Raw genomic sequence first — 21734 nt, forward strand, 5'->3', positions numbered from 1 at the left:
CCGCTTCGGTCGCCGCCTCCGGCCCCGGACGCCGGAGCTGTCCGTGGCCGAAGGCGGGCCGGGCGCTACTCGATGCGCCCGGCGGTGTTTCCGGGTCCGTCGGGCCGCTGTTGCGTGGAGTTGACGAGGAGATCGCCGCCGTCGGGGCGCTTGGGGGTGAGGGTGAACGAGACACGATGGGTACGGGCGCGGGAGAGGCCGGCCTCGGTCTCCGCCCCCACCGCGAACAGCTTGAACCCGGCCTTGGCCTTGGCGTCGGCGCGCAGCTCGAACTCGAACTCCATCTCCACCGGCCCCACCGCGAACACGACCCCGGGGTCGTCCCCCACCCGGCCTGCTGCTTCGATCAGTTCGTCGCGCACCGCGGCCACCGCGTCCGCAAGAGGAACATCCACCCGAACCCGCCCCCTACCCGGTACCTGACCGGTAATCAGATCGATGCGGACACCGTAAACGCCGGGCGCCGCCCGTCGCAGCCGATCCGGCCGATCCCCACGGGCCGCCGGCCCGCAGCGGGGCGGGCCCCGAGCACTCGCCCTTCACAGCGACCGGCCCGCCTGGAGGAGGCCGCACGGCCACGGAAGGTCTGCGGTCGTGGCGTCCAGGGCGTCGGTCGGTGCCCGCGCCACGACCACCGGAGCCTGGGAATCGGCATCGATGTCAGTGCCTCCCGATAGCCTCGCGTAAGGGATGCAACGGTCGGCGTCGCCGGGGCGGCTTTCGCCCGGCACGTCGCACCACCGTCGTGGGCGACCAAGGAGGCGTACGTGGCTCAGCTGCTGAGGGTTCAGAACTTCAACGTTTCGAGTGACGGGATCGGTGCCGGTGAGGAGCAGACTCTTGAGCAGCCGTTCGGCCATGTCGATCCGGCGAGGCTCTTCTCCTGGGCGGGTGCCACGGCGAGCTGGCCCATGCGTACCGACCCCGGGGGGAGCCGGGGTCTGGACGACTACCTCACGCGGGACTACGCCCACAACATCGGCGCCGAGATCATGGGCCGCAACAAGTTCGGGCCCCAGCGCGGGCCCTGGCCGGACCACGAGTGGCAGGGCTGGTGGGGCGAGGAGCCCCCGTTCCGTACCCCGGTGTTCGTCCTGACCCACCACGAGCGTCCGTCGATCACGCTGTCCGACACCACGTTCCACTTCGTCGACGGCGATCCTGCCGCGGTCCTGGAACGGGCCCGGGAGGCGGCACAGGGCAAGGACGTCCGGCTCGGCGGCGGGGTCAGCACGATTCGGCAGTTCCTCGACGCCGATCTCGTCGACACCATGCACGTGGCGGTCTCGCCGGTGAAGCTGGGGACGGGACTGCGACTCTGGGAGTCCCCCGACGAGCTGATCGACCGGTTCCACCTGGAGGTCGTGCCCAGCCCGAGCGGGGTGACACACCACCTGTTCTGGCGGAAGTGACCGGTCCTCGGTGCCGGCCTGCCGCCGCCGTGCATCGCGCGGCCCAGTCATGGCCGCCGGTGCTCCCCGACCCGCCTGCGTCCGGCTGACGCCCGCTGGTAGGGGGCCGGCTTGGGGTTGTGCCCCCGGCCGCCAGGTGGGAGGTGGGCGGGGGCAGGCGGCCGCCGAGTGCGGGGGTGACGTGTCGGAGGTGCTTGCTAGGCTCCGGCTCCGAGGATCGAGGGGAGGGGCGGCGGGAATGTCGCAGTTCATCGAGGTGGCGGCGGCCGTGGTGATGGCGAGGCCCCGACTGGAGGCCTTTCTGCGGGCACCCGTCGCGCTTGCCTCGGCCTGGCCGGTGGACGACTGGCTCGGCATCTGCGAGCCGTGGAACGACGGCGCGCTGCGGCGCCGGTACCGCGAGGAGTTGGCCGGTGCCGTCACCGAGTGCGACGGCTGGATCGACGGCGACCACGTCGGCCTGCTGCGCGGCCTCGACGGTCTCAGGATCGGGTCCGACGAGGACTCCGACTCGCTCACGATCGACTTCGACTCCCGGGTCGACTTCCAACTCCCTTCACTCATATGGGTGTTCACGGCACTTCGCGGCATGGCCGGGTTCATGGCCGAGGACGACACGGGGCTGGTGACCGCCATCGTCGACTGGGACGACGCCTCGGCGGTGATGCATCTGGGCCCGAACCGGTCGTCGTTCCTCGATCGGACCCGGGATGCCGCGCTCTGGGCGAGGGCCCGAGACGCGGAGTTCGACGTACGGTGCGCGGTCTCTGACGCGGGCGTGGCTCCGAACGGTCTGGCTGCCGAGATCGTCGGGCGTCGGCTCGGGCGCTGACGCCGCCCTCGCGGGCGCCTCCGGTTGCCACTGCGGGTTCGTCGGCGAGGATACGGACCCGGTCGGTGCGGATGTCGCCCGGCCGACGGCGTTGCCCTGGACGGTCCGGGCCGCTCCGTCGACGGGCAGGCGCTTGGCTGGTCGGGTCGGAGGCCAGGAAACCTGCCTCCCGCCGGGTGCGCGGCGGCCGGGCACACCACGCCGGGTGCGGGAGGGAGCCTGGTCCTGGGTGCACCGGTGTGGTCGTGGGCGGCGTGAACGATCACGGACGGTCGGTGTGCCGGGTGCGGGCACGGCCGGGGTTCGCGGGTAGCTCGCCGCCGGCCGAGCGCGGCGTCGCCCGCGCGCTGCTCGGCGTAGGCGTCCGACGAGCAGCCGAAACCCCCGGACCTGGGGAACCCGGCGCCCACCCGATGCGACAGTCAGGCCCTCAACACGCTCGCCACCGCCCCGACAACCCGAAACGGCCCGCCAGGCGAACCGGCGGACCGTCACGAAGGACCGAGGCTAGCAGTGCGCCAAGCCATTGCTCGCACGGGCGCGCCAGGTGTTGTTGCTGTCGACGTAGGCACCGTAGACGTAGTCGTAGTAGAACTGGTTGCCGCTGGCGTTGTAGTACTCGTGGATGACGTGGTACCAGACATTGCCCTGGTTGTTGATGTTGTCGCCGGTCGTCCAGCAGTTGACGTAGACGGTGTCTCCAGGGTGGAGGTCCGCGACGTACGGCTCCTTGTTGTTCACGTAGGGCGTGATGTACATCCCCACGCTGTGGGGGCCGGTGAGGGTCACTGCTATGCCGTCCCAGGCCTGGGCTGTTCCGGTCGACCACGTCAAGGCACCGAGCATCAGTGCGCCTGCCATGACAGCCTGCCGTGCGCGTCGCTTCAGATGCTGCTTCATGCTTCCCCCCAAGAGACGGCCCATTGGAATTCCATTCGAACATACAATCGCTTGTGCTGCGAGGGTCTTCGGTGAACTCGGGGCCCTTGCGCATCCGGCCTTCTACTCGACGCCGGAGAGCTCGCCGTAGCGTCCGCGCGCGACCGCTCGCCCGCCGACTGAAGCGCTCAGTCACAGGAAAGTACTCCACACCATGACCGCCACCGGAGTACCTCCTTGCCCTGCGGAACGTGGACGGCGAGCAGCAGCCGACCGTCGCCGACCGGCTCGACGTCGAAGCCATCGCCCGCACCACCACGACCGGGACGGGCCGCCCGTGAACCGGAAGCCCAGCGCCCCGGACAGGCCCTAAACAGCCCGCATCACCGGCGCCCCGGCAGCCGACCGCGCAGCGGCCGGCACGCCCGGCCACTGCGACACCTGAGTGTTCGTCGGCCACCGGGGCGCCGAACCCGCGCTCGGCTGCGCCGCTGTCGGCTGCGCCCAGGCCCGCGCCATCACCGGGGCCGGCCTGCCGCAGTGCGCGAGCTACCGCCTGCCGATCACCGGCGCCCTGACTGTCCGACCTGCCGCTGCCCGGCGACGGAGCGACGACCAGCTGCGCTACTGGCACACCGGCCCGAGCGCCTGCGCCCGGGCCGGGAGGCGGTGGTCGGGCCGGGAGGCGGCGGTCGGGCGGTTTGCCGATGCCCAATGGACATGCGCCGATCAATTCGGCGTGAATCACATGATTCTACCGACAGGGCGTCCGCTCGGCCGGAACTTCCCGGTACCCGTAACGGGGAGCGACGGCCGCCCTACGCTGGCGGCACATCGCCGTCCGGACCACCCGGTCGGCCGTCGCCTTGGGGGGCGTCCGATGGAGTTCGACAGCTCCGCGTTTCCGTCCGGCAGCCTGGGTGCCAAACTCGCACCGGCCGCGCTGGCCGAACTGCTCGGTGCCGGGCGCCTGCGCCAGTTCGCGGACGGGGCCGCACTGCTGCGGGAGGGCGACATCAGCACCGAGGTGGTCTTCCTTCTCGACGGTCACGTGAAGGTCACCGGGACCAACCACGAGGGCGGTTCGGCACTGATCGCCATCCGCTCCCGCGGCGACCTCGTCGGCGAGGTCTCGGTCATCGACGGCGGACCGCGCACCGCCACCGTGATCGCGGCCGGCGCGGTGTTCGGCCGGGTGGTACCGGGCTCGGAGTTCCGGTCCTTCCTGGCCCGCCATCCGGCCGCGGCGGGCCAGGTGCACAGCTCGCTGTCGGAGAAGTTCCGACAGGCCATCCGATGGCGGCTGAGCTTCGTCGACGGTCCGGTGCTCAGCCGGCTCGCGCTCGTCCTGCTCGACCTCGTCGAGCGCTGGCCGCTCCGGGTGCCGGAGGGCACTGCGGTCGGCATCCCGCTCAACCAGGGTGAACTCGCCGCCCTGGTCGGCGTGGAGGAGCGCTCGGTGAACAACGCGCTGGCCGAACTGCGCAAGTCGGGGACGGTGCTGACGGGGTACCGGCGCATCGTGGTGGTCGACGCGGAGGGACTGCGTCGGGCCGCCCGCGGCCCCGGGAAGAGCCTCTGAGCACAACTTCCCCGAATCCCGAAGGACTTCGGTGTCGTCCCGGCGCCCCACCGGCAGAGTGATGAGCACATCGTCCGACTGCTGGAGGCGCCATGGGACCCCCTGCGGAACCGTCCGACCCGGAGCCAGCCGAGCCGGGTATCCGGCGGCTCTTCCTCGCCGTCGAGTCGGCCGGCCCGGTGCCGCAGCCGCTGCTGGACGCGGTCTGCGTCGCCGCCGGCGCCGACCGGGTCTGGTGGCAGCGCGGCCCGCGCGGCCAGCGCCTGGGTCTCCTGCCGCCCGGGGTCGACGAACCCCGGGTGATCCACGGCTTCATCCGTGAACTCGGCCGCGCCGTCGGCCGGTCGAACCTGACAGGGGAGATCCCCGGGCGCGGGCCGCGGGCGGTGCTGGCGATCGGCGAGGGGATTACCTACCTCGACGAACAGGGTTTCGACGGGCCGGCGGTCGAAGCCGCCGAGCAACTGCTGACCGTGCTCCGCGAGGCAGGGCCCGGGGCGGCCGGGCCGGGCGGCACACGACCGTCGTGGGCCGACCTCGCCGTCGTGCTGACCGAGCACCTGGCGACCGAGCTCCTCGACGGCCCGCACCCCCGCGCCGCGCCGCTCGCCCGGCTCACACTGGCCGGTCCGCTGCTGCCGGGCGGCACCCCGGTCCCGATCCGCGCCGAGTTCCACGGCCGGACGGCACCCGACACCCAGGAAGGAGGACCGACGGTGCGCGTCGCGTTCCTCGGCAAGACCGGAGCGGGCAAGTCCTCGCTGCTGAACGCCCTGTTCGGCCTGGACCTCCCCACCGGCAACACCAGCGCCGTCACCATGGAACTGCACCGCGTCCGCGTCCGGCTGCCCGACCCGGACGGCGGACCGGACCTGCCCCTGGAGGTGGTCGACACCCCCGGCTTCGCGGAGAGCCGGGAGACCGAGGAGCGCTACCGCCGCATGTTCGGCGAACTGCTGCCGGAGGTCGACCACGTGGTCTGGGTGGTCCAGTCGCACCCGCGGGTGTTCCGGCCGGACCAGGAGGCCCTGATCGCCCTCGGGGACCTGTCCGCGCGCCTCCCGCTGACCGTCGCGCTCACCCGCGCCGACACCATCGGCCCGGGCGACTGGGACACCGCCGCGAACCAGCCCTCGCCGGGGCAGCGGACGACCCTCGCCGAGCAGTCCGAGAACGTCCTGGGCAAGCTCGCGCCCTACGCCCCCACACTCCGCCGTGAGGCCGTGGTGCCCTGCGCACCCACCCGCGGCTACGGCCTGGACGCGCTGGCCCGCTGCCTGCACGCCGCCGCCCGGGCGCCCGGGCCCGCCCTTCCGTCCTCCTGACCCGGCCCCGGACGGACTTCTCGCACCCGACTTCTCGCACCCGACGTCTGGCACCGGACGTCCGGCGCCGGACGTCTCGCACCCGACCTCCCGCACCTGAGATGGAGCATCAGATGAGCAAGCACGGAACCGACGGCCCGGATGCGCGGGGCCGCGGCATCCTCCGCGGCCTGATGAAACTGGCGAGCACCGGAAAGGCGGACGCCGAACTGAGCGGCGTCATCGGCGCCGACAGCGCCCGGCAGTTGGAGCAGCTGATCCGCACCGAGCGGGCCGCCAACCCCCCGCGGATCGCGGTCATCGGCAAGGCCGGTGTCGGCAAGACCACCACCATCAACAGCGTCTTCTCGGTGCGGATGCACACCAGCCACGCGCTGCAGGGCACCTCCGCCGCCCAGTTGAAGCGGTTCGAGCTGACCGGCGGCGGCACGCTGGAGGTGATCGACCTGCCGGGTCTCGGCGAGAGCATCGAGGACGACCGGGTGTTCGCCGGGATCTACCGCGAGGAACTGCCCAAGGCGGACGTCGTGCTGTACGTCCTGTCGGCCGAGGAACGGCTACTGGCCGAGGACCAGCGGATCTTCGACGAGGTGGTGCTGCCGGCGTTCCGGGCGGGATCGGCCACGGCCGGCGGCCGGGTCAGGCGCCTGGTGATCGGCCTCAACAAGATCGACATCATCGGCCCCGGGAAGTGGGACGACGAGATCAACTACCCGGACGAGCAGAAGGAGGAGAGCATCCGGCGCCGCGCCGCCGACATCGCCGCGAAGCTGTCGGACCTGGTGCCGGACCTCGTTCCGGAGAACATCGTGCACTACTCGGCCGAGCGCCGGTTCCGCCTGCACGACCTGCTGCTGGCGTTGGTCACCGCAGCCGGCGCGGCGGCCTGGAAGCTCCCGCTCGCCCCGGCCGACCCGTTCGAGCTGGCCACATCCGAAGAGGCCAGGCAGCTTGCGGCGGACTGGCGCCGCACTCACGAGAGGTACTGAACAATGGCACTGACGGACTATCAGAAGCAGCGCATCGTCTCCCTGCTGGAGCGGGAGTCGCAGACCCGCATCTCCGCGATCCTGCGCTCCGCCGGCACCCTGCTCAACTGGGTCGCCGGGGTCGTGGACCTCGGGTACGAGCTGGTGCAGCAGGTCCGGGCGACGGCCCCGGACATCTTGCAGCGTCTTCGTTCGATCTTCCTGTGATCCCGCCACCGGCTCGGAAGGATGTGCCACCATGGCGCTGAGCGAAGCCCAGCAGAGAGGATCTGGAAGTTGATCCATGAGCTGGGCAGTGCGGAGGCGGAGCGGGTGGGGAAGTCGATGGAAGGCTTCGGCAACTTCCTGCGGCGCAACGCCTACGACATCCGGGTGTCCGTCTCCGGCCTCCTCCGCAATGTCCGGCAGGCCGTGTGCGGCTGGTTCGACTGACCGGTCCGGTGTTCCTCCGGTGATCGGGTGGGGGAGGATCCGGTCAGCCGGTACGAGGGGGGAGGGGCCCGTGTCCGAGAGCGTTCCCGAGGGTGCCCGGCGGCTGTGCGCCGCCGTCGACATCGTCTCCTGGAGCTCCCGGCCACGGGCCCCACAGCGTGACGAGGCGGCCCGGCTGCTGCACTCGCTGCTGGCGACGGCCTCGGACCGGGCCGGCGTGGACTTCGGCCGCTGGCTGCTGCCGACGGCGGGCGACGGCGGCCTGGTGGTTCTGCCGGGCGAGATCGACGAGTCCCGGGTGATCACCCAACTGATCGGGACGCTCGCGATCGAACTGCGCCGGGTGAACGCCGAGGCGTCGGCCGACGCCAGGGTGCGGGTCCGGTTGAGCTTCGCCCAGGGGACGCTGCGCTCCGGGCCCTTCGGCTTCTCCACGGACGTGGCGATCGAGGTGTCCCGGCTGAACGACAGCGCGGTGCTGCGGCAGTCGCTCGTGGCCTACCCGGCGGCCGACCTGGCGGTGATCGTCGCGGACGACGTGTTCTGCGACGTGGTCGCGCACGAGCACCACGGACTGCCGGCTGCCGCCTTCTGGCCGGTCGTCGCAGAGCACAAGGAGTACCGGTCGTCCGCCTGGCTGTGGGCCTCGGACCGGTCGGGCGGACCGCCCGAGCCGCCCGGCCTCGACCGCATCCGGGCGGGCCGTCCGCCACGCGAGTCCCGGCGGGCACCCGGCGGCCCGTCGGGTGCGGACGGCGCACAGGCCACCATCCTCTCAGCCGCCTGGGACCAGGTGCACTTCGCCCAGGTCGCCCTGGGCGCCGGACGACCGGAGCAGGCGGCCGCCGTGTTCGACGCGGTCTGGCGGATGCTCCGTGCCCACGTGGACCTGTCCGAGGCGGGGGACATCCTGCTGTACGCGGTGACGGGGCTCTGGCGCGCCCACCGGGCGGCCGGCCGGCCGGATGAGGCGCGCGGCCGGCTGGACGAGGTGGCCTGGTCGCTGCCCGGCATTCCCTGGATCACCGTCGTCCGGGCGATCGACGCCCGGCTGTCCGGGGACGGGGCGGCGGCACAGCGGTACGCCTCCCAGACTGTCAGGGAGGTGTTGGAGACACCGGGCGGGGCGTTTCTCCTGAAGGTCCTGCGGACGCACGGGCTGATCGAGGAGAGCGTTTACGCGATGGCCGTGGAGCTGCACGAGCGCCGCTTTCCACCGGCAGGGTGAACCCGCGGGGTCGTGACCTCCTCGCCCGGGCCGGCCGGGCGGTCGGGCCACGGCCTGGCGGACAGCCGCCGGTCGTGCAGACGGTCGGTGAGCTCTCTCGGCGCGGCCACCGGTCGGGTGACGGCCGGCGCCCGTGGACCGGTGGGCGGCGGGGATCGGGAGCGGGGCGCCCCGTCCGCCCCGTCCGCGCGCCGGGGCTCGACGACTCCGGGCACCCGCTTCGGCCGGGCCACCTCCTGGCGCTGCGCCGCGCGCGTGACGGAGGCAGAACGCGCCCCTTTATGGGCCGCTGTGCCTCGCCCTCTCAGCGCAGGCAGAGGCGGTGGGGACGGCACAAGCCGCGGGGACGATAGGCCGGCTGCGTCTGGGAACCGGCTGGATGCCCCACTGCGGCTGCCGGAAATCACCTCTGACGGCTCGGTGGACCGGGGTGTCGGCAAGCCGGAAGAGTGATCACCCGTCCGGCCGCTCGGCCCCGGCCTGTTCGTCTACCTGACCGCCCGCCGCCCGGGGGACTCGCCGCGGCGAGGTGCTCCTTCACCAGGGCGGCACAGCGCGGCGGCAGCGGTAGATCGTGACCTGGTGGGTGTCGGCACTCGTCGTTCGCGGGTGCCAGATGTACAGCGGGACGTCGGCCGCACGTGGACTTACCGCTGGCTTGAATGGGCGGCGATCAAGCGCCAGCCTGATCCGGGGGTGTAGATCCAGGTTCGGGTGAAGTTCAGGTCGGCGGTGAACTCCCGGCCGGCGAAGGTGCCCTCCAGCCTGCCCCGGAACCACGTCACACCGGTATGCCCGTCAACGAGGACGATCAGGTCTTCCTCCTCGACCGTCGAGAGCACCTGGGTGCGTGACCGTTGGATCTCCAGGTCGTCCTGTTTGGTGTACCGGGTGCCGTCCGGTCCACCCGTGTAGATCAGGCGGTCGTCGAGCAGGCCGTCGAGCACGTCGGCGTCACCGGCGAGTTGAGCAGCCTGGAGCCGCCGCTCGGCTTCCTGCAGGGCGGCGGTGAGGTCATCGGCCATCCGTCCTTGCCTCCATGGTCGATTCGAAGTCGGGGCGACCGGGGGAGTCGGAGTCCGCAGGGTGTCGGTGACCGCCGTGATCACGGCGGGATGTGACCTGCGGTCAGCACAACGCGGTCTCGGCCACGATAGCGCCCCGGCGGTTCCGGGACCGGCTTCAGCGCCTTCTGCCCGGGGCGGGCTGGGGTGACGGGCCGGCCCGGCGACGAGTCAGCGCCATCCTGTGCGGTGACGCGCTTCCGCCGCGCGGGCACGCCACCACGTCCACCGAGGGTTCCCCGCCCGTGCCCCTGCCCCGCTCCGCGACGCTTGTCCAGGACCGGCTGACTGTGTTCCGGCCCGCCGTGATGCGGACACCGGGGCGGATCCCGTCCGGTCGCGTGCCGAGAGCGCGCGTACGGTGCGCGCACCGGTCCCCGTACGGGGCCGGACACCGCGGTTCACGTACCGGAGCCGGCCGCCCCTCGGAGGGGTGGCCGGCCGTGGTCCGACCGGAGGTCAGAGGTCCAGCACCTGGTCCGGGAAGATCAGGTCCGGGTTCCCGCCTATGGTCCGGATGTTCTCCGCGTACAGGCTCCGCACGTCCTTGCCGAACTTGACCGCGATCTCGCTCAGGGTGTCGCCGCTCTTGACGGTGTAGGTGCCGGTCGGGACGCCGTTCCTCGGGGAGTCGACCGGGGCCGACGGGGCCGGCGTCCGCCCCGATCGCGTGGTCTCGGTGGAGCTCCGGTCGGGGACCGGGACAGGGGCGGGCGCGGACGGCTGCGACTGTGGCTGCGTTTTCGGGGCCTGGGCCTGGGCCTGGGCCTTGGGTGCGGCCGGCTTGGCCTTGGTGGCGGATTCGACCTGGGCCGGCGCGCCGCCCCTGGCCAGACCGGCCTTCCTGGAGCAGACCGGCCAGGCGCCGGGGCCCTGCGAGGCGAGCACCTTCTCGGCGACGGCGATCTGCTGTGCCCTGCTGGCCTGGTTCGCCTGCGGCGCGTATGCGGTGCCGCCGTACGCCCGCCAGGTGCCGGCGGTGAACTGCAGACCGCCGTAGAAGCCGTTGCCGGTGTTGATCGACCAGTTGCCGCCGCTCTCGCACCGGGCGACGGCGTCCCAGGTCGAGGCGGAGGCGGCCGAGGCCGAGGGGGCCGCGACGAGTCCGGCCACCGGGAGCGCCGCGACGGCGGCGCCGGCCACGACGGCTGCGCGGATTCGGTTGCGCTTGGTGGTGGCCTTGGTGGAGGTGGTGGCAGCGGTGGTCTCGTGACCGACGGTCATGAACATCCTCTCGACAAGCCCCAGGCAGGCATGCGGAACCAGGCCCCGGTGGGGCCCAGGTTTCGCTCACCTCACTCGATGGGCGGCCGGGCACGTGTCCGACGTGCCGTGCCGCCCCGGTTCCCCGCACACCGCCGGCCCGTTCTTCGAGCTTGGCCGGTCGACGGGGCACGGCCCTCGCACCGGGGATCGGCCGGCGGGCCGTGCATCGGGGGTGAATCCGGGTGGTGCTCGTTGCACCGCCCAAGAAGCTACGTGCGGTTGCGGTCGGTAATCAAGTAAATGCCTGACAGCGCAGGTCAGTTGGCTCTTACCGGCGGTAAGGATCAAGAAATCGTGCCGGAAATGCCAGCTTTGAGAGGATTTTCACGATCGAATGGACCGCCAGTGCGCCCCCGATCACACCAATGCACCGGCGAAGTGGCCCGCGAGCTCCGCCCGGAGCGATCGCCATGTGACGATCCGTCACCACGTTCTGCGGAGTTCCCGCTTCCGCTGCCCGTCTTGGTGGCACCAGTCACAGTCGTCACCCATCACGCCCTGGCCAGTCGCACAACGTAGTACCCCACCGGCCCGTAGCCGGCGCAGCAGATCAGTCGCCGCGCCTACGGCGAGCGGCGCGCGCCCATCAAACACCCCTCGAACACCCCTGCCAACGCCGGGAACTGCTGCCACATCAGTGAGGCCATGCACACCCTGGCCGCGAACGCCACCCCGCCGCCGCACCACCCGGGCCGCCCCCTCCCGTCACCGGCGCGGCGAAGCGCGGTGCCGGTGAGGGGTCGACCATCGTCAGGCCCGTGAACCGCAGGAACGTCCCCGTGGCGCCTCGTCCCGAGCCCCCACGGGACCCGCCCCGGTCCTCCGTCAGTCGCATTGTCGGCCCTGCCGGGTACGGCCGCCGACACCTCCGTGGGAGCCGGCCGCCCGCGGCCCCGACAGTCCGCGCACCGCGAGCACCGCAGGCAGGAGCGCCGCGACCGCCCGCGTCCACGACCCTCACCCCGCGGGCGCCTCCGACAGCCGCGCCCCCGGCACCGTCCCCCTGCGCCGCGTACAGGATGTCGACGAAGGCGACCGCGCACGCCGCGCGGACCGCCGCGCGCCACCCCCCGACGCCCCTCCTCCACCACCGGCACCCCGACCGCGCCGCACCCGGCGGCGCGGCCACTCGCCGGCCCGCGTCGCCACCCGCCGCAGCCGCCCCACCAGGGCCCCACCTCGAACGTCATGCCGGCCACCGTGCCCCGCGGGCCCGGACCACCTGCCGCGGTGACCGCTGCCCGTCCCGCCTCGCCCGCATGCCGGCCGGACCCGCTGCGCCGCCCACCGGCCCGCCGTACCGCGCAGCGCAGAGCACGCACCGGATCCCCCTGACGGCAGCGGTTCAGCGCTTGACCCGGCTGCGTACCGCGAGGGCGGCGAGGCCGAGGAGGACGGGTTCGCCGATCCGGGAGGCCATTTCGATGACGGTGCCGGGCGGGGTGAGGTTCTGGCCGCTGGAGCGGAAGACGACGGAGTTGACCACGACCAGGCCGGCCCTCTCCGCCCGCCCGGTGGTGACCCGCTTGCCCCAGGGCAGGGTGAGGGCGGGGCCGGGGGTCCTCGTCGTGACCGTCACCGTCCCGGCGTCGTAGGTGCCGGTGGTCTGCGGGTCGGGGGTGTCGTCCGGCAGGCCGAAGAGCGTCATCAGCAGCAGGGTGACGCCCATCGCCGCGACCAGCCACGACAACGCCCTGGACGCCCGTAGCCCGTACCCGGAGGCCAGCCAGTACGCCCACAGCAGCCGGCGCTCCGCCCGCGGCCGTTGCTGGTCGCGGCGGCGCATCTCCATCTCGCCGTAGTAGAAGTCCGCCGCGTCCGGCTCGTTGCCCGCCTCCTCGAACGCCTTCCGCAGCTGCTGGTACACCCCCACCAGATCCTCCGGACCCGCCCCCAGCTCCGGCACCCCGTGATGCGGACCCGCCGGCCACCCGTGCCCCGCCCGCCCGCCTTCCCGGGCGCGCCAGTGCTGTTCCTCGGCGAGGACCTTGCGCGGCGACCAGCGCGCGGGCAGCACGCCGCGGCGGCGCCAGCCGGCGGGGGGCTGCGCGAATCGGCAGCCGAAGCCGATCTGGATCTGGTCGAGGTGGAAGGCGCCGGTGAACTGGCACCCGGACAGGTCGACGTCGGTGAGGACCAGCTGGGCGGCGTCCACGCGTTCCAGGGAAGCCAGCCGGACGCCGGGCGGGTGGTGCCCGTCGGTGAGCAGGCTCTCGTCCAGCGCGCTCCCGCCCGGCCCGGTGAACGGGAGGGGCTCTGCTTGCAGCGCCATCGGGGCGGCCAGGGTCGCACGGTTCAGGTTCACCGTCGCGTACCGCAGGAGCAGCACCACCGAGCCCTCGAAGGCCGTCCGCTCGCACGTCAGGGACGAGGTGGCGGCCTCGACGGTGACCTGCGTCCCGGTGAACCGGGCCCCGTCGAAGCTGACCCTGCCCGCGCAGACCACCGGGCCCAGATGCTGCAGCCCCTCGAAGGTCGCCGCCTCGAACCGGACGCCGCGGGTGAAGGTGGCCCAGGAGAACCGGGTGTTGCCGCTGAAGGTGGTCGAGCGGAACAGGGCGTCGCGGGTGAAGGTGGCCGAGGTGAACCTCGCCTCGCGGTTGAAGGTGGCTGAGGCGAACCTGGCCTCGCGGTTGAAGGTGGCTGAGGCGAACCGGGCGTCGCCGGTGAAGGTGGCCGAGCTGAACCGGGCGTCGCCGGTGAAGGTGGCCGAGGCGAACCAGGCGTCACCGGTGAAGGTGGCCGAGCTGAAGTGGGCGTTGCCGATGAAGGTGGCATCGGTGAAGTCGGCCTGACCGAAGCGGGGTTTCCCGGTCCCGGGGTCGGTGCAGGCGGTACGGATGCTGTCCAGCAGGGGTTCGTCGACGGTGGTGCCGCGCAGGTCGAGGTCGCTGCCGGGGGAGAGGGTGGTGAGGTGGGCGGTGCGGTCCGCATCCGGCAGGTGGGCGAGGCACCGCTCGCCGGACCCGATCCGTATGCCGCGGCAGCCCACCGGATCGGCGGGGGAGGCCCCGTGTCCGCAGTGGGACCAGAAGGGAGCGGTGGTGCTGGGTGTGGCGGTCATGACCGTGTTCTAACGGCCGGTCAGCTCTCGCGCGGGGGAGATCGGCAAGCTGTGACAGACCTGCGAAACGCCGCCCGGGACGGCCGGCTCCCGCCGACAGCCCAGCCGTACGCAGGGAGGCCGCCGGGGGCGGCGGCCTTCGGGCACCCGGGCGGAGGGCCCCGGGGTGGTGCGGGCAGCCCGGGGCGGGGGAACGCCCGCCCGGCAGCGGTTCGAGGCCGGGATCGGCTGGATCTCCGGGCCCGGCCGGCTCACTGCCCCGTCGATTTCCCGCCTCCGAGCGGCTCGCCGCCGCTGCCCCGGGACGGGGGCGCCTGGGGGCGAAACCCCTGGCGTTCCGGGGCTCGGTTTTGCCGGGCTCGTTCCCGTCAGGGGCATCGCGTTTGTTCGCGGACGGGTCACGTGATGTCCGGTCCCGTCGCGGACAAGCGGGTAATCCACCTTTGTGGAGGATTTCCCTGTGCTGGACATCAGTCGTGGCCTTCCGGGGGAGAGCTCGCCTGTCACCGTCCGGTGGCCGGTTTGGTCAGTGGGTGGGGCCGGTGTTCTCGGGGAGGGCGGCTACGGTCACCAGGACGGCCTCTTCGGGGGTGGTGGTGCGGGCGATGATCTCTCCCCTGTCCCGGACGAGGTAGAGCCCGGTGTGGTGCGGGTCGATGGAGTACCCGACCCGTGTGTAGGGGTAGGTGGCGCGGGTGGAGAACCAGAGGATGAAGTGGCTGGTGACCGGCATCAGCCGGCGCAGGGCGGGCTGGGCGTGAGCTGCTTCCAGGAGCGCGAGAACGTGGGGGTGGCGGGTTCCCGGAGGTATGTGGAAGTTGTCGATGATGTGTCGCCAAGCGAGTTCGATCCGGTCGAGCGGCTCGCGCTCGTGCTCGAGGGCCCAGGGCCTGAACCGGATGAACGGGGCCGCTGCCTGGGTGCTTTCGAGGCTGCAGCCGCCCGTCCAGGCTGCCACGGCCCTGGCGACGGCGGCGAGGTCCGCGGTCGTGCCGTGGGCCAGCCAGGCGTCCTGCGCGCGGCAGCGCACCCGGAAGCCGGGCTCCTCGTGAAGGGCGAACACGGTCGTCTGGCGGCCGCCGTCGTCGTTGAACTCGACCCGGCGCTCCCACTTCTCCTCCAGGGCGGGCAGGTCGAGCCCCAGTTCTGCCGCCGTGCGTCGTAGGCCGGCCGCGAGGGTGCTGCCGGCAACGGAACCAGGAAGGGGAGCAGGGGTCGGCAACCGGCCTGGCGAGAAGGAGGTCATGGCTACAGTCTGCCCCTCTGCTCCCGGCCGGCGGTCCTGGTACCTGATGTCCTGGGTCGTCCGGCCCCCGGGTGCCCGTGCGCCCGGGGGGAGGTCTGGCCGCTCCTGGCCGCCGGGGTGGTGGACCGCCTGGACCGCCCTCGCTGCGCCGGCTGCTGGAGCCCTGATGTGTGGGGTGGTGGCCGGGCAGGCTGGTTTGCTCGGGTGAGTCTCCCGTGAGGGCCGACAGCACCGGCCCCCTCGTCACCCGCGCCTCGCTCCAGGCAGACCTGGCCAACGCTCAAGAACGCGCCGGCCGTCTCGCTGCAAGGATCCGGACTCTGGAGGGCAAGCTCTCCGAACTCCTCGGCGAGCAGGCGCGGAGAGACTCCGGACTCGGTGGACCCGATGACATCGACCAGCTCAAGCGCCGCATCACCGCCGTTGAACAGCAAGCGGTCGATCTCACCGGTCAACTGGAAGAGCGCAGCGAAGAACTCCAGGCCGCCCGAGCCGCCAACCGCCGGCTGATCAGTCGGCTCAACACGAGCCACTGACCTCGGCGCGGGGGCGGTGGGACAGTGATCACTTCCCACCGCCCCCGCGACGACGAGCTGGAACGCCTGCGTGCCATCCATGGAGGTGCCATCGGGATGCAGCCCGAATGCGGCCGCGAGAACGGTGGGGAGATCGGTCTCGGGGACGGCGACGCGCAGCTCCGCGAGGACGTCGGGAAGGTCGGCGTCGTCGATGGCGCCCAGATAATCCTGGCGCAAGCGGTGGATGACCCTCACCAGTTCGGGCCGCAGCCGCATCCAGGCGCGCGACGTCCGGATCTCATCCGCGACCTGGTCCATGAACCAGCGCATGACCTCGTACGGGATGTCCAGGTGCCGTCCTTGGGGATCGAAGCACACCGTCGGCTCGCGTGCCGGATCCTCGTCGGGGATGACCGCGGTCACCACGGCTCGTTGTTCCCGGACGAGGTCCAGTTCCAGGTACCAGGCGTCGTCAGCCACGGAGTACATCGCGGTGATCGCGTAATCGCGGCTGGGGTTCGTAACCATCGTTCTCAGGCCTTCGGGTCGATCGGCGGTGTGTGGACCTCGGCGTCCGGGGCCGGCAGCAGACCAGCCATGGCGAGGAAATCGGCGATTTCGATCCAGCCGCCGTCGGTGCCGTCGTCCCGGCTGGTCCAGAGCGTCGACTCCTCGCCGTCCCAGGTGTCGACGTCCTCGCTCGGGTGCTGCTCGACAGTCCCCTCGCCGCGCCGGTACCACAGGTACAGGCACTGGCCCGTGGTCGTCCGGGCATCCCACTGTGACGGGCAGCCCCAGGAGGTCTGCATGACTTGCGCGATGGTCACGTCCTCGTGTAGGTGAGCCTCGACAGCGCCCAGATGCTGGTCGTGGGCGATGAGGAGGTCGTCCACGAGACCGAGGAGGCGGATACTGCCGCTGGGGAACCGGAGCGTGAGGCCGGCCGTGAAACCGCAATGACCGTCGTTGTAGTCGATCTGGCGAACCGAGCGGATCGTCTGTCCGACAAACCGGGTCATCGGAACATCCGGCGAATCGTCGGTCACGGAGACGCTTCCGTGCCCCTCCATCGAGTACGGACCGTGCGGCTGATCGGCTCGCAGAAATACGCCGGTCGAGGGCGTGTGGACCAGCACCGGGCCCAGCCCCTCCAGGTGCAGCCACAGGTGCACCAGCGACAAGTCGTCGTCAGCATGGTGGTGCCAAGCCGTGGTCACCTTCAGCAGTCGCCGCCCGATCAGGTCGGCGGCAAACAGCTCCTCATCGTCGATCACCCGCCGATGCTCGCACGGCCTCACCCAGAGGACATGCGAATTCCTGACCGGCTGCCGTCGCCGGGAGCCGTCCCGCTGACGTTGCTGGCGACCACGGACGGGCGAAGCCAGCCGCTGTTCCTTGCGCCACACCTGTTGTACTGCCTACCTTGCTCAGTCATTGCCACTGAGCTGCGAGAACCCGACTGGGAGTCCGCCTCAGGATCGCCGATCACCCGAGAACCGCCGCTCTGCATCGAGCGGAACCGGGCGAGGCCGGCCGAACGGCGGGTGCCCGAGGACGTGCTGCGCCACCAGCACCGCATGTCCCGCACCGCCCGCGAGCGGCTCACGACCGAGGGCTTCGATGCCTGGGACCTGGCCTGGTCCACCGGTCCGACCAAGTCCCCACCTGCGGCCAGGACCACTGGGGCCGCGCCCCGGCTGGCCCGAACACTGACGGCCTGTACGACGGCTTCCCGCACCCGTGGATCCGCGTCGTCGGCGTCCTTCAGGTCGCCGACCTCCCCCGCGGCCACCTGGTCCGCGACCCGCACACCCCCCCCGGCGCCTACCGCATCCGGCACGGCCGCTGGAACACCCTTCCGCAGGGCGGCTCCAAGGGCCGCTCCGCGTCCGTGGACCTGTCCGTACTCGGGCGGATCGCGGCCGGCGCCCCGATCGTCGCCGGGCAGGAGGTCGAGGACGTCTCCACCCTGCCCCGGCGCCTGGTCGGTGAGGGGGAGCTGTTCATCCTTCAGGTGCGCGGGGACTCGATGATCGGGGCGTCCATCCTGCCCGGCGACTGGGTGACGATCCGCCGCCGGGACACCGCCCCGCACGGGGACATCGTCGCCGCCCTCCTCGACGGTGAGGTCACCCTCAAGGACCTGCGGATCGCCGACGGCTACACCTGGCTGATGCCCCGAAACCCCGTCTACGCCCCGATCCGTACTGGCCAGGCGACCATCCTCGGCAAGGTCGTCTCCCTCCTGCGCCGCCTGTGGAGCGGGCCGCGGCGGGTTCGCCCCCTCCGGACGAAGGCAGTTGGGTCAGGCGCTCGGCTGCGTTGCAGCGGTGCGAGTGGCGATGGTGAGATCCGCCGCCTCGTGCAGGTCGGCCGCTCCCTGCCCCGTTTCGATCTTCGTGCTGAAGGCCAGTACGACGCCGATCGTCCAGCTGTCCGCCCAGGCGCACACCGGGATGTCATGCGAGGAGGCCGATCCGCGCAACGTCGCCACCGTGCAGTGCAGCACCACCGCTGTGTCCTGCGTTGGATAGCCCTGGGCGGGGGTGGGGGCGAGGGTGAGCGTCGTGTTGGACGTGTTGGCCAACGGTGCCGCCTTCAGGGCCAGATCTGCCTGTCCCGCCAGGTCCTGCGGGTAGGGCCGCGGAAGGTTGACCCCGGCGAAGTAGAACGGCTTGTTGATGTCGAACCCGGCCGCGACGGCGGTCGGCGAGCGCTCGACGAAGAGCGACGCCAACTGCACACCCATCTGCTGCGCGAGGCCCTCTCGGATGATTCTCCGAGCATCACCGACGGCCTGCGGGGCGGTCAGTTCGGGCTTGGCGGTCAGTTCGGGCGTCAGTGCGGCACTTCCGTCGCCCGCCGAGGTGACGGTCCCGCCGGCCGGTTCGGCGGCAGGACCGGCTGTAGTGCATCCGACCCCCAGTACGGCCAGGACGGCAAGCAGGGCTATCGACCGGTACCTATGCATTCGTCGAACTCCCTTGGCCGGTCTGACCGGTCCCTTGAGGCGGGGCAGCGCTTCCCGCAGGCCCATGATCAGCAAGGTACCGGTCCTGAGGGGGAGCGGGTCTGAATTATGTGCCCGATGGCGGTCCGCGAACTCGCTGCCGCGCGCCGAACCAGCCCCGAATCGCCGACTGCACTCCCGGCCGATGCCCCGCAAGCCCGCCCACGTCCCCTACCCAGCCGGCCGGACGACCGTCCTCGGCAAGATCCTCCCGCCCCTGCCCGACTGCTGCGGTGAAGGCCGCGGGGCCAGGCGTACGCCAGGGGCGAGCCCGGGGGTCGGCTCGATCCGGGTCCGCCGACGTGAGCGGGCGGGACGGTCATCGGGGCGCCGTCGCGGGCGGCGGCTCGTGCTCCAGCAAGCGTTCCACGTCGGCGATCCGCGCTAGCTCCGGGTACTCGCGGCGGGCCCGGGCGAGTGCCTTGCGGGCCTCTTCGGCTCGTTGGGCCGCGATGAGGGCGGCGGCGAGGGAGCACTCGGCCAGGGCGATCCAGAGGGAGACGCGGTAGCCGGACCGCAGACGGCGGGCGGCGCGGACGGCGGCCTCGTGGTCGCCGGTGAAACGGGCGAGGTCGGCGGCAGGGAGCACACTTCGGACAATGGCGCGGTCGTTGTGGCCGAACGCCGCGAGGGCCGGGCCCAGCCGCGCCACGCCCCGTTCGGGGGAGAGCTCCCCGCTGTCGACTTGGCCGACGATGGCCAGTCCGAGGAAGCTGTGCGCGTTGATGTTGTTCCAGTCATGTTCCAGGGCTGCCCTGGCGAGCTCTTCCGCGCCCTGGTACCGGCCCTGGGCCAGGACTATCACGGCAGCGACGCCCGCCTCGTGCGGTGCGATGGGGGCCTCCTCCACCCTGCCGCGCGCCTCGCCGATGCGCCCCTGGAGCAGGAGCCGTTCGGCTTCGAAACCGTGCGGCGTCCACACCTCGTCGCCCAGGGCCTCGGGCCCCGCAAAGGGCAGTACGAGAACGGGCCACAGGGAGCTGACCAGCGACTTTCCCCTGGTCAGCGCGAGGAGTCCGAACGTGAACAGCAAGCCGAATCCGATGCCCCGGGTCGGACCGGTGAAGGAGGTCGCCAGCCAGAGCCCCAGCCCGGCGTGGAGGACGGCCTGCCCGGTCGAGGCAAGCCACAGGCGCAGGCGCGGTGTGCGGGAGGGCAGCAGGCACCACGGGAGGTAGAGGCCGCTCGTCGGCCGCAGGCCCACTTCGACAGGCACTCCGGCGATCGTGCCGCGCCACAGCCTCCGCCCCCGGCCGTACGAGATCAGGGCCAACCGAACTCCGCCGAGCCGGTGGGTGAGCAGGAACCAGAGGTCGGGCAGTGGTTCCCGGCCGATCAGGAAGCCGACCGCACAGCCGACGGCGGTCGACACCGGGAGCCCGTCGAGGAGTGCGACGAGCAGTGCGAGGGCACCGGCGGCAAGGAGCAGCCGGCCCATCTGGAGCAGGAGTCTTTCGATCACCTGCCGAAGCCTGATGGAACCGCAGCGCCGGGTGAAGACCCCGTGACCCACTTGTGATCTTGGTCCCGCCTGACCCGCCTGACCCGCCCATCTCGACGATCACCGGCCAGGTCATCGTGGGCGCGTCCGAAACCGTGGCGTTGGCCGGGCTGTCGGCCGAGTAGCTGTGGGAGCTGGTGGCAGGGGCCGCCACCGTAGTCCGAATCGAGTACGTGATCCGCCGGGAGTAGTGCCGACGCGCCGCGCTCCCCCCGGCCGGGGCCTGCTCACACCCGCACCTGGTCGAAACGCCGTCGGGCCTTCCAGCCCCGGCGGTCCGACGGCTTCCTGACGTCCGGGTCAGGCCGGGAGGTTGAGGATCAGGACGTGGTGGGGTGCTGCCTGGTCCCAGGTACCGAGCCGGTCACCAACGCCTTCAAGCGTGCCACCACCCCCGGCGCACCGACCCGCATGGGGATTCTCCTCACGCTGAACGGCGACGACGTCCTGGCCGTCGTCAGCGACCCCAGCACGCAGGGACCACAGCTCGACACCACCGTCCCTGGCCTGGAGGTGGGCGGTCTTGGGCTGGGCCTCGTACGCACCGTCACCCGCGACCGCTGGGGCTGGCACCCCCTACCCGTCGGCAAAGCCATCTGGGCCCAGTGCCCGCTCGCCACCCAACCCGCTGCCATCCACAAGCCCACCTGCTGCCGGCAGGCCACCTCCTCGACATCCCCGATCCCGAGCTCGAACCCGAGGAGGGAGCCGGCCTCGTTCGCTGGGTTCATTGGCCCCTGTGAACGGCACGCTCACCTCGGCTCAGTGGCTCCGCTCGGCGCTCCTCGCCCCTCAAGGCCCGGATCAGCACACTCCTTCGGCCGCCGGCACCGGCAGTCCTACGACCCCCAGGGCGCGCTGACGGGCATGCGGGTAGCCTGATCGCCTCGTAGGAATGCAGGTGGCAGGGATCGGATGGTCACGTTGAAGTGGATCGACGAGACGGATTTCGGCTACTACGCCTTGTGCCCGGAGGCCGGTGTCGCTGCCTGGGACGGGACCGAGGCCCTGGACGCGTGCAGCGCATACGTCGGTCGAGTCGGCCTGGCCGGCCATGGAGACGTCCTGGTCCTGGGCGGGGAGCCGCTTCCGGCGACCTACCTCGATCGCCAGATGACCTTCGTCCGCTGGTATGCAGCCGTGGATGACAGTGGGCTGGAGCACGCGGTGGATCAGGCGATGGGCTCGGACGGCTGGGAAGACGCCATCGAGATCTCACTCGGCGGGAGCTACCGGCTCATGGACTGCCTGAACGATGGCGAAGGTGTCACCGAGACCGACACGATCCGGATTCACATCCCCCAGGGCCGCTATCTGGTCCAGTCGTTGTTCATCGAGCCCTCCTCGGATGAACAGTTCATGCTGGAGCGACTGGTCGGACTCTGA

General features: G+C 71.7%; 19 protein-coding genes and 1 pseudogene. 10 read left to right on the forward strand and 10 right to left on the reverse strand.

Annotated features, from left to right (window positions below; all coding sequences use genetic code 11):
• Nucleotides 1-65: 65 nt before the first annotated feature.
• Nucleotides 66-395 carry a trypco2 family protein gene (locus ACFTWP_RS28630; RefSeq protein WP_380267786.1) on the reverse strand — a complete coding sequence of 110 codons (330 nt, stop codon included), beginning with the start codon at nt 393-395 and terminating at the stop codon, nt 66-68.
• A 372-nt stretch (nt 396-767) separates the two neighbouring features.
• On the opposite strand from ACFTWP_RS28630, the gene ACFTWP_RS28635 reads away from it, so the two are divergent.
• Both ACFTWP_RS28635 and ACFTWP_RS28640 read left to right on the forward strand, forming a co-directional pair.
• The gene (locus ACFTWP_RS28635) at nt 768-1412 is read left to right on the forward strand and encodes a dihydrofolate reductase family protein (protein WP_380267787.1); all 645 of its coding nucleotides are present in this window, start codon (nt 768-770) and stop codon (nt 1410-1412) included.
• Nucleotides 1413-1650: 238 nt separating this feature from the next.
• Complete coding sequence (locus tag ACFTWP_RS28640; protein WP_380267788.1) at nt 1651-2244, forward strand: hypothetical protein; 594 nt, start codon at nt 1651-1653, stop codon at nt 2242-2244.
• 507 nt (nt 2245-2751) lie between these two features.
• On the opposite strand, the gene ACFTWP_RS28645 is transcribed toward ACFTWP_RS28640, so the two are convergent.
• Nucleotides 2752-3078 (reverse strand): hypothetical protein, encoded by a 327-nt coding sequence (locus ACFTWP_RS28645; RefSeq protein WP_380267789.1) that lies wholly within the window; start codon nt 3076-3078, stop codon nt 2752-2754.
• A gap of 925 nt (nt 3079-4003) precedes the next feature.
• On the opposite strand from ACFTWP_RS28645, the gene ACFTWP_RS28650 reads away from it, so the two are divergent.
• The 6 genes from ACFTWP_RS28650 (at nt 4004) to ACFTWP_RS28675 (ending at nt 8679) form a co-directional block, all read left to right on the forward strand.
• A complete protein-coding gene (locus tag ACFTWP_RS28650) occupies nt 4004-4705 on the forward strand; it encodes a Crp/Fnr family transcriptional regulator (RefSeq protein ID WP_380267791.1) in 702 nt (233 codons plus the stop codon).
• A 92-nt stretch (nt 4706-4797) separates the two neighbouring features.
• Nucleotides 4798-6030 carry a GTPase family protein gene (locus tag ACFTWP_RS28655; RefSeq protein ID WP_380267792.1) on the forward strand — a complete coding sequence of 411 codons (1233 nt, stop codon included), beginning with the start codon at nt 4798-4800 and terminating at the stop codon, nt 6028-6030.
• 113 nt (nt 6031-6143) lie between these two features.
• On the forward strand, nt 6144-7019 hold the full coding sequence (locus tag ACFTWP_RS28660) for a GTPase family protein (RefSeq protein WP_380267793.1): 876 nt from the start codon (nt 6144-6146) through the stop codon (nt 7017-7019).
• A gap of 3 nt (nt 7020-7022) precedes the next feature.
• Nucleotides 7023-7226 carry a hypothetical protein gene (locus ACFTWP_RS28665; protein WP_380267794.1) on the forward strand — a complete coding sequence of 68 codons (204 nt, stop codon included), beginning with the start codon at nt 7023-7025 and terminating at the stop codon, nt 7224-7226.
• A gap of 69 nt (nt 7227-7295) precedes the next feature.
• Nucleotides 7296-7451 carry a hypothetical protein gene (locus tag ACFTWP_RS28670; RefSeq protein ID WP_380267795.1) on the forward strand — a complete coding sequence of 52 codons (156 nt, stop codon included), beginning with the start codon at nt 7296-7298 and terminating at the stop codon, nt 7449-7451.
• A 70-nt stretch (nt 7452-7521) separates the two neighbouring features.
• On the forward strand, nt 7522-8679 hold the full coding sequence (locus ACFTWP_RS28675; RefSeq protein ID WP_380267796.1) for a hypothetical protein: 1158 nt from the start codon (nt 7522-7524) through the stop codon (nt 8677-8679).
• Between the two features lie 647 nt (nt 8680-9326).
• Here the strand turns inward: ACFTWP_RS28675 and ACFTWP_RS28680 are convergent.
• The 6 genes from ACFTWP_RS28680 to ACFTWP_RS28705 form a co-directional block, all read right to left on the reverse strand.
• The gene (locus ACFTWP_RS28680) at nt 9327-9704 is read right to left on the reverse strand and encodes a nuclear transport factor 2 family protein (RefSeq protein ID WP_380267797.1); all 378 of its coding nucleotides are present in this window, start codon (nt 9702-9704) and stop codon (nt 9327-9329) included.
• A gap of 498 nt (nt 9705-10202) precedes the next feature.
• Complete coding sequence (locus tag ACFTWP_RS28685) at nt 10203-10967, reverse strand: transglycosylase family protein (RefSeq protein ID WP_380267798.1); 765 nt, start codon at nt 10965-10967, stop codon at nt 10203-10205.
• Between the two features lie 1387 nt (nt 10968-12354).
• The gene (locus tag ACFTWP_RS28690) at nt 12355-14073 is read right to left on the reverse strand and encodes a pentapeptide repeat-containing protein (RefSeq protein ID WP_380267799.1); all 1719 of its coding nucleotides are present in this window, start codon (nt 14071-14073) and stop codon (nt 12355-12357) included.
• 526 nt (nt 14074-14599) lie between these two features.
• Nucleotides 14600-15319, reverse strand: coding sequence for a DUF6193 family natural product biosynthesis protein (locus ACFTWP_RS28695; protein ID WP_380267800.1), 720 nt, complete (start codon nt 15317-15319; stop codon nt 14600-14602).
• 2 nt (nt 15320-15321) lie between these two features.
• Nucleotides 15322-16365 (reverse strand): hypothetical protein, encoded by a 1044-nt coding sequence (locus ACFTWP_RS28700; protein WP_380267801.1) that lies wholly within the window; start codon nt 16363-16365, stop codon nt 15322-15324.
• 5 nt (nt 16366-16370) lie between these two features.
• A complete protein-coding gene (locus tag ACFTWP_RS28705) occupies nt 16371-17111 on the reverse strand; it encodes a hypothetical protein (RefSeq protein ID WP_380267802.1) in 741 nt (246 codons plus the stop codon).
• Between the two features lie 518 nt (nt 17112-17629).
• Between ACFTWP_RS28705 and lexA the strand changes: the two are divergent.
• Nucleotides 17630-18079, forward strand: a pseudogene (gene lexA, locus ACFTWP_RS28710) (transcriptional repressor LexA); the annotation flags it as partial.
• Nucleotides 18080-18142: 63 nt separating this feature from the next.
• Here lexA and ACFTWP_RS28715 read toward each other — a convergent pair.
• Both ACFTWP_RS28715 and ACFTWP_RS28720 read right to left on the reverse strand, forming a co-directional pair.
• Nucleotides 18143-18883 (reverse strand): hypothetical protein, encoded by a 741-nt coding sequence (locus ACFTWP_RS28715; RefSeq protein WP_380267803.1) that lies wholly within the window; start codon nt 18881-18883, stop codon nt 18143-18145.
• Nucleotides 18884-19166: 283 nt separating this feature from the next.
• A complete protein-coding gene (locus ACFTWP_RS28720; RefSeq protein ID WP_380267804.1) occupies nt 19167-20309 on the reverse strand; it encodes a hypothetical protein in 1143 nt (380 codons plus the stop codon).
• Between the two features lie 954 nt (nt 20310-21263).
• On the opposite strand from ACFTWP_RS28720, the gene ACFTWP_RS28725 reads away from it, so the two are divergent.
• On the forward strand, nt 21264-21734 hold the full coding sequence (locus tag ACFTWP_RS28725; protein ID WP_380267805.1) for an Imm21 family immunity protein: 471 nt from the start codon (nt 21264-21266) through the stop codon (nt 21732-21734).

Origin of the sequence: Kitasatospora sp. NPDC057015 (assembly GCF_042673745.1) — a bacterium.
Lineage (GTDB): Bacteria > Actinomycetota > Actinomycetes > Streptomycetales > Streptomycetaceae > Kitasatospora.

Bases quoted from the DNA above. Each gene is read 5' to 3' on its own strand.
- ACFTWP_RS28650 (WP_380267791.1), top strand. From the start codon at position 4,004: ATGGAGTTCGACAGCTCCGCGTTTCCGTCCGGCAGCCTGGGTGCCAAA.
- ACFTWP_RS28700 (WP_380267801.1), bottom strand. From the start codon at position 16,365: ATGGTTACGAACCCCAGCCGCGATTACGCGATCACCGCGATGTACTCC.
- ACFTWP_RS28695 (WP_380267800.1), bottom strand. From the start codon at position 15,319: ATGACCTCCTTCTCGCCAGGCCGGTTGCCGACCCCTGCTCCCCTTCCT.
- ACFTWP_RS28680 (WP_380267797.1), bottom strand. From the start codon at position 9,704: ATGGCCGATGACCTCACCGCCGCCCTGCAGGAAGCCGAGCGGCGGCTC.
- ACFTWP_RS28660 (WP_380267793.1), top strand. From the start codon at position 6,144: ATGAGCAAGCACGGAACCGACGGCCCGGATGCGCGGGGCCGCGGCATC.
- ACFTWP_RS28690 (WP_380267799.1), bottom strand. From the start codon at position 14,073: ATGACCGCCACACCCAGCACCACCGCTCCCTTCTGGTCCCACTGCGGA.
- ACFTWP_RS28665 (WP_380267794.1), top strand. From the start codon at position 7,023: ATGGCACTGACGGACTATCAGAAGCAGCGCATCGTCTCCCTGCTGGAG.
- ACFTWP_RS28725 (WP_380267805.1), top strand. From the start codon at position 21,264: ATGGTCACGTTGAAGTGGATCGACGAGACGGATTTCGGCTACTACGCC.
- ACFTWP_RS28655 (WP_380267792.1), top strand. From the start codon at position 4,798: ATGGGACCCCCTGCGGAACCGTCCGACCCGGAGCCAGCCGAGCCGGGT.
- ACFTWP_RS28640 (WP_380267788.1), top strand. From the start codon at position 1,651: ATGTCGCAGTTCATCGAGGTGGCGGCGGCCGTGGTGATGGCGAGGCCC.
- ACFTWP_RS28685 (WP_380267798.1), bottom strand. From the start codon at position 10,967: ATGACCGTCGGTCACGAGACCACCGCTGCCACCACCTCCACCAAGGCC.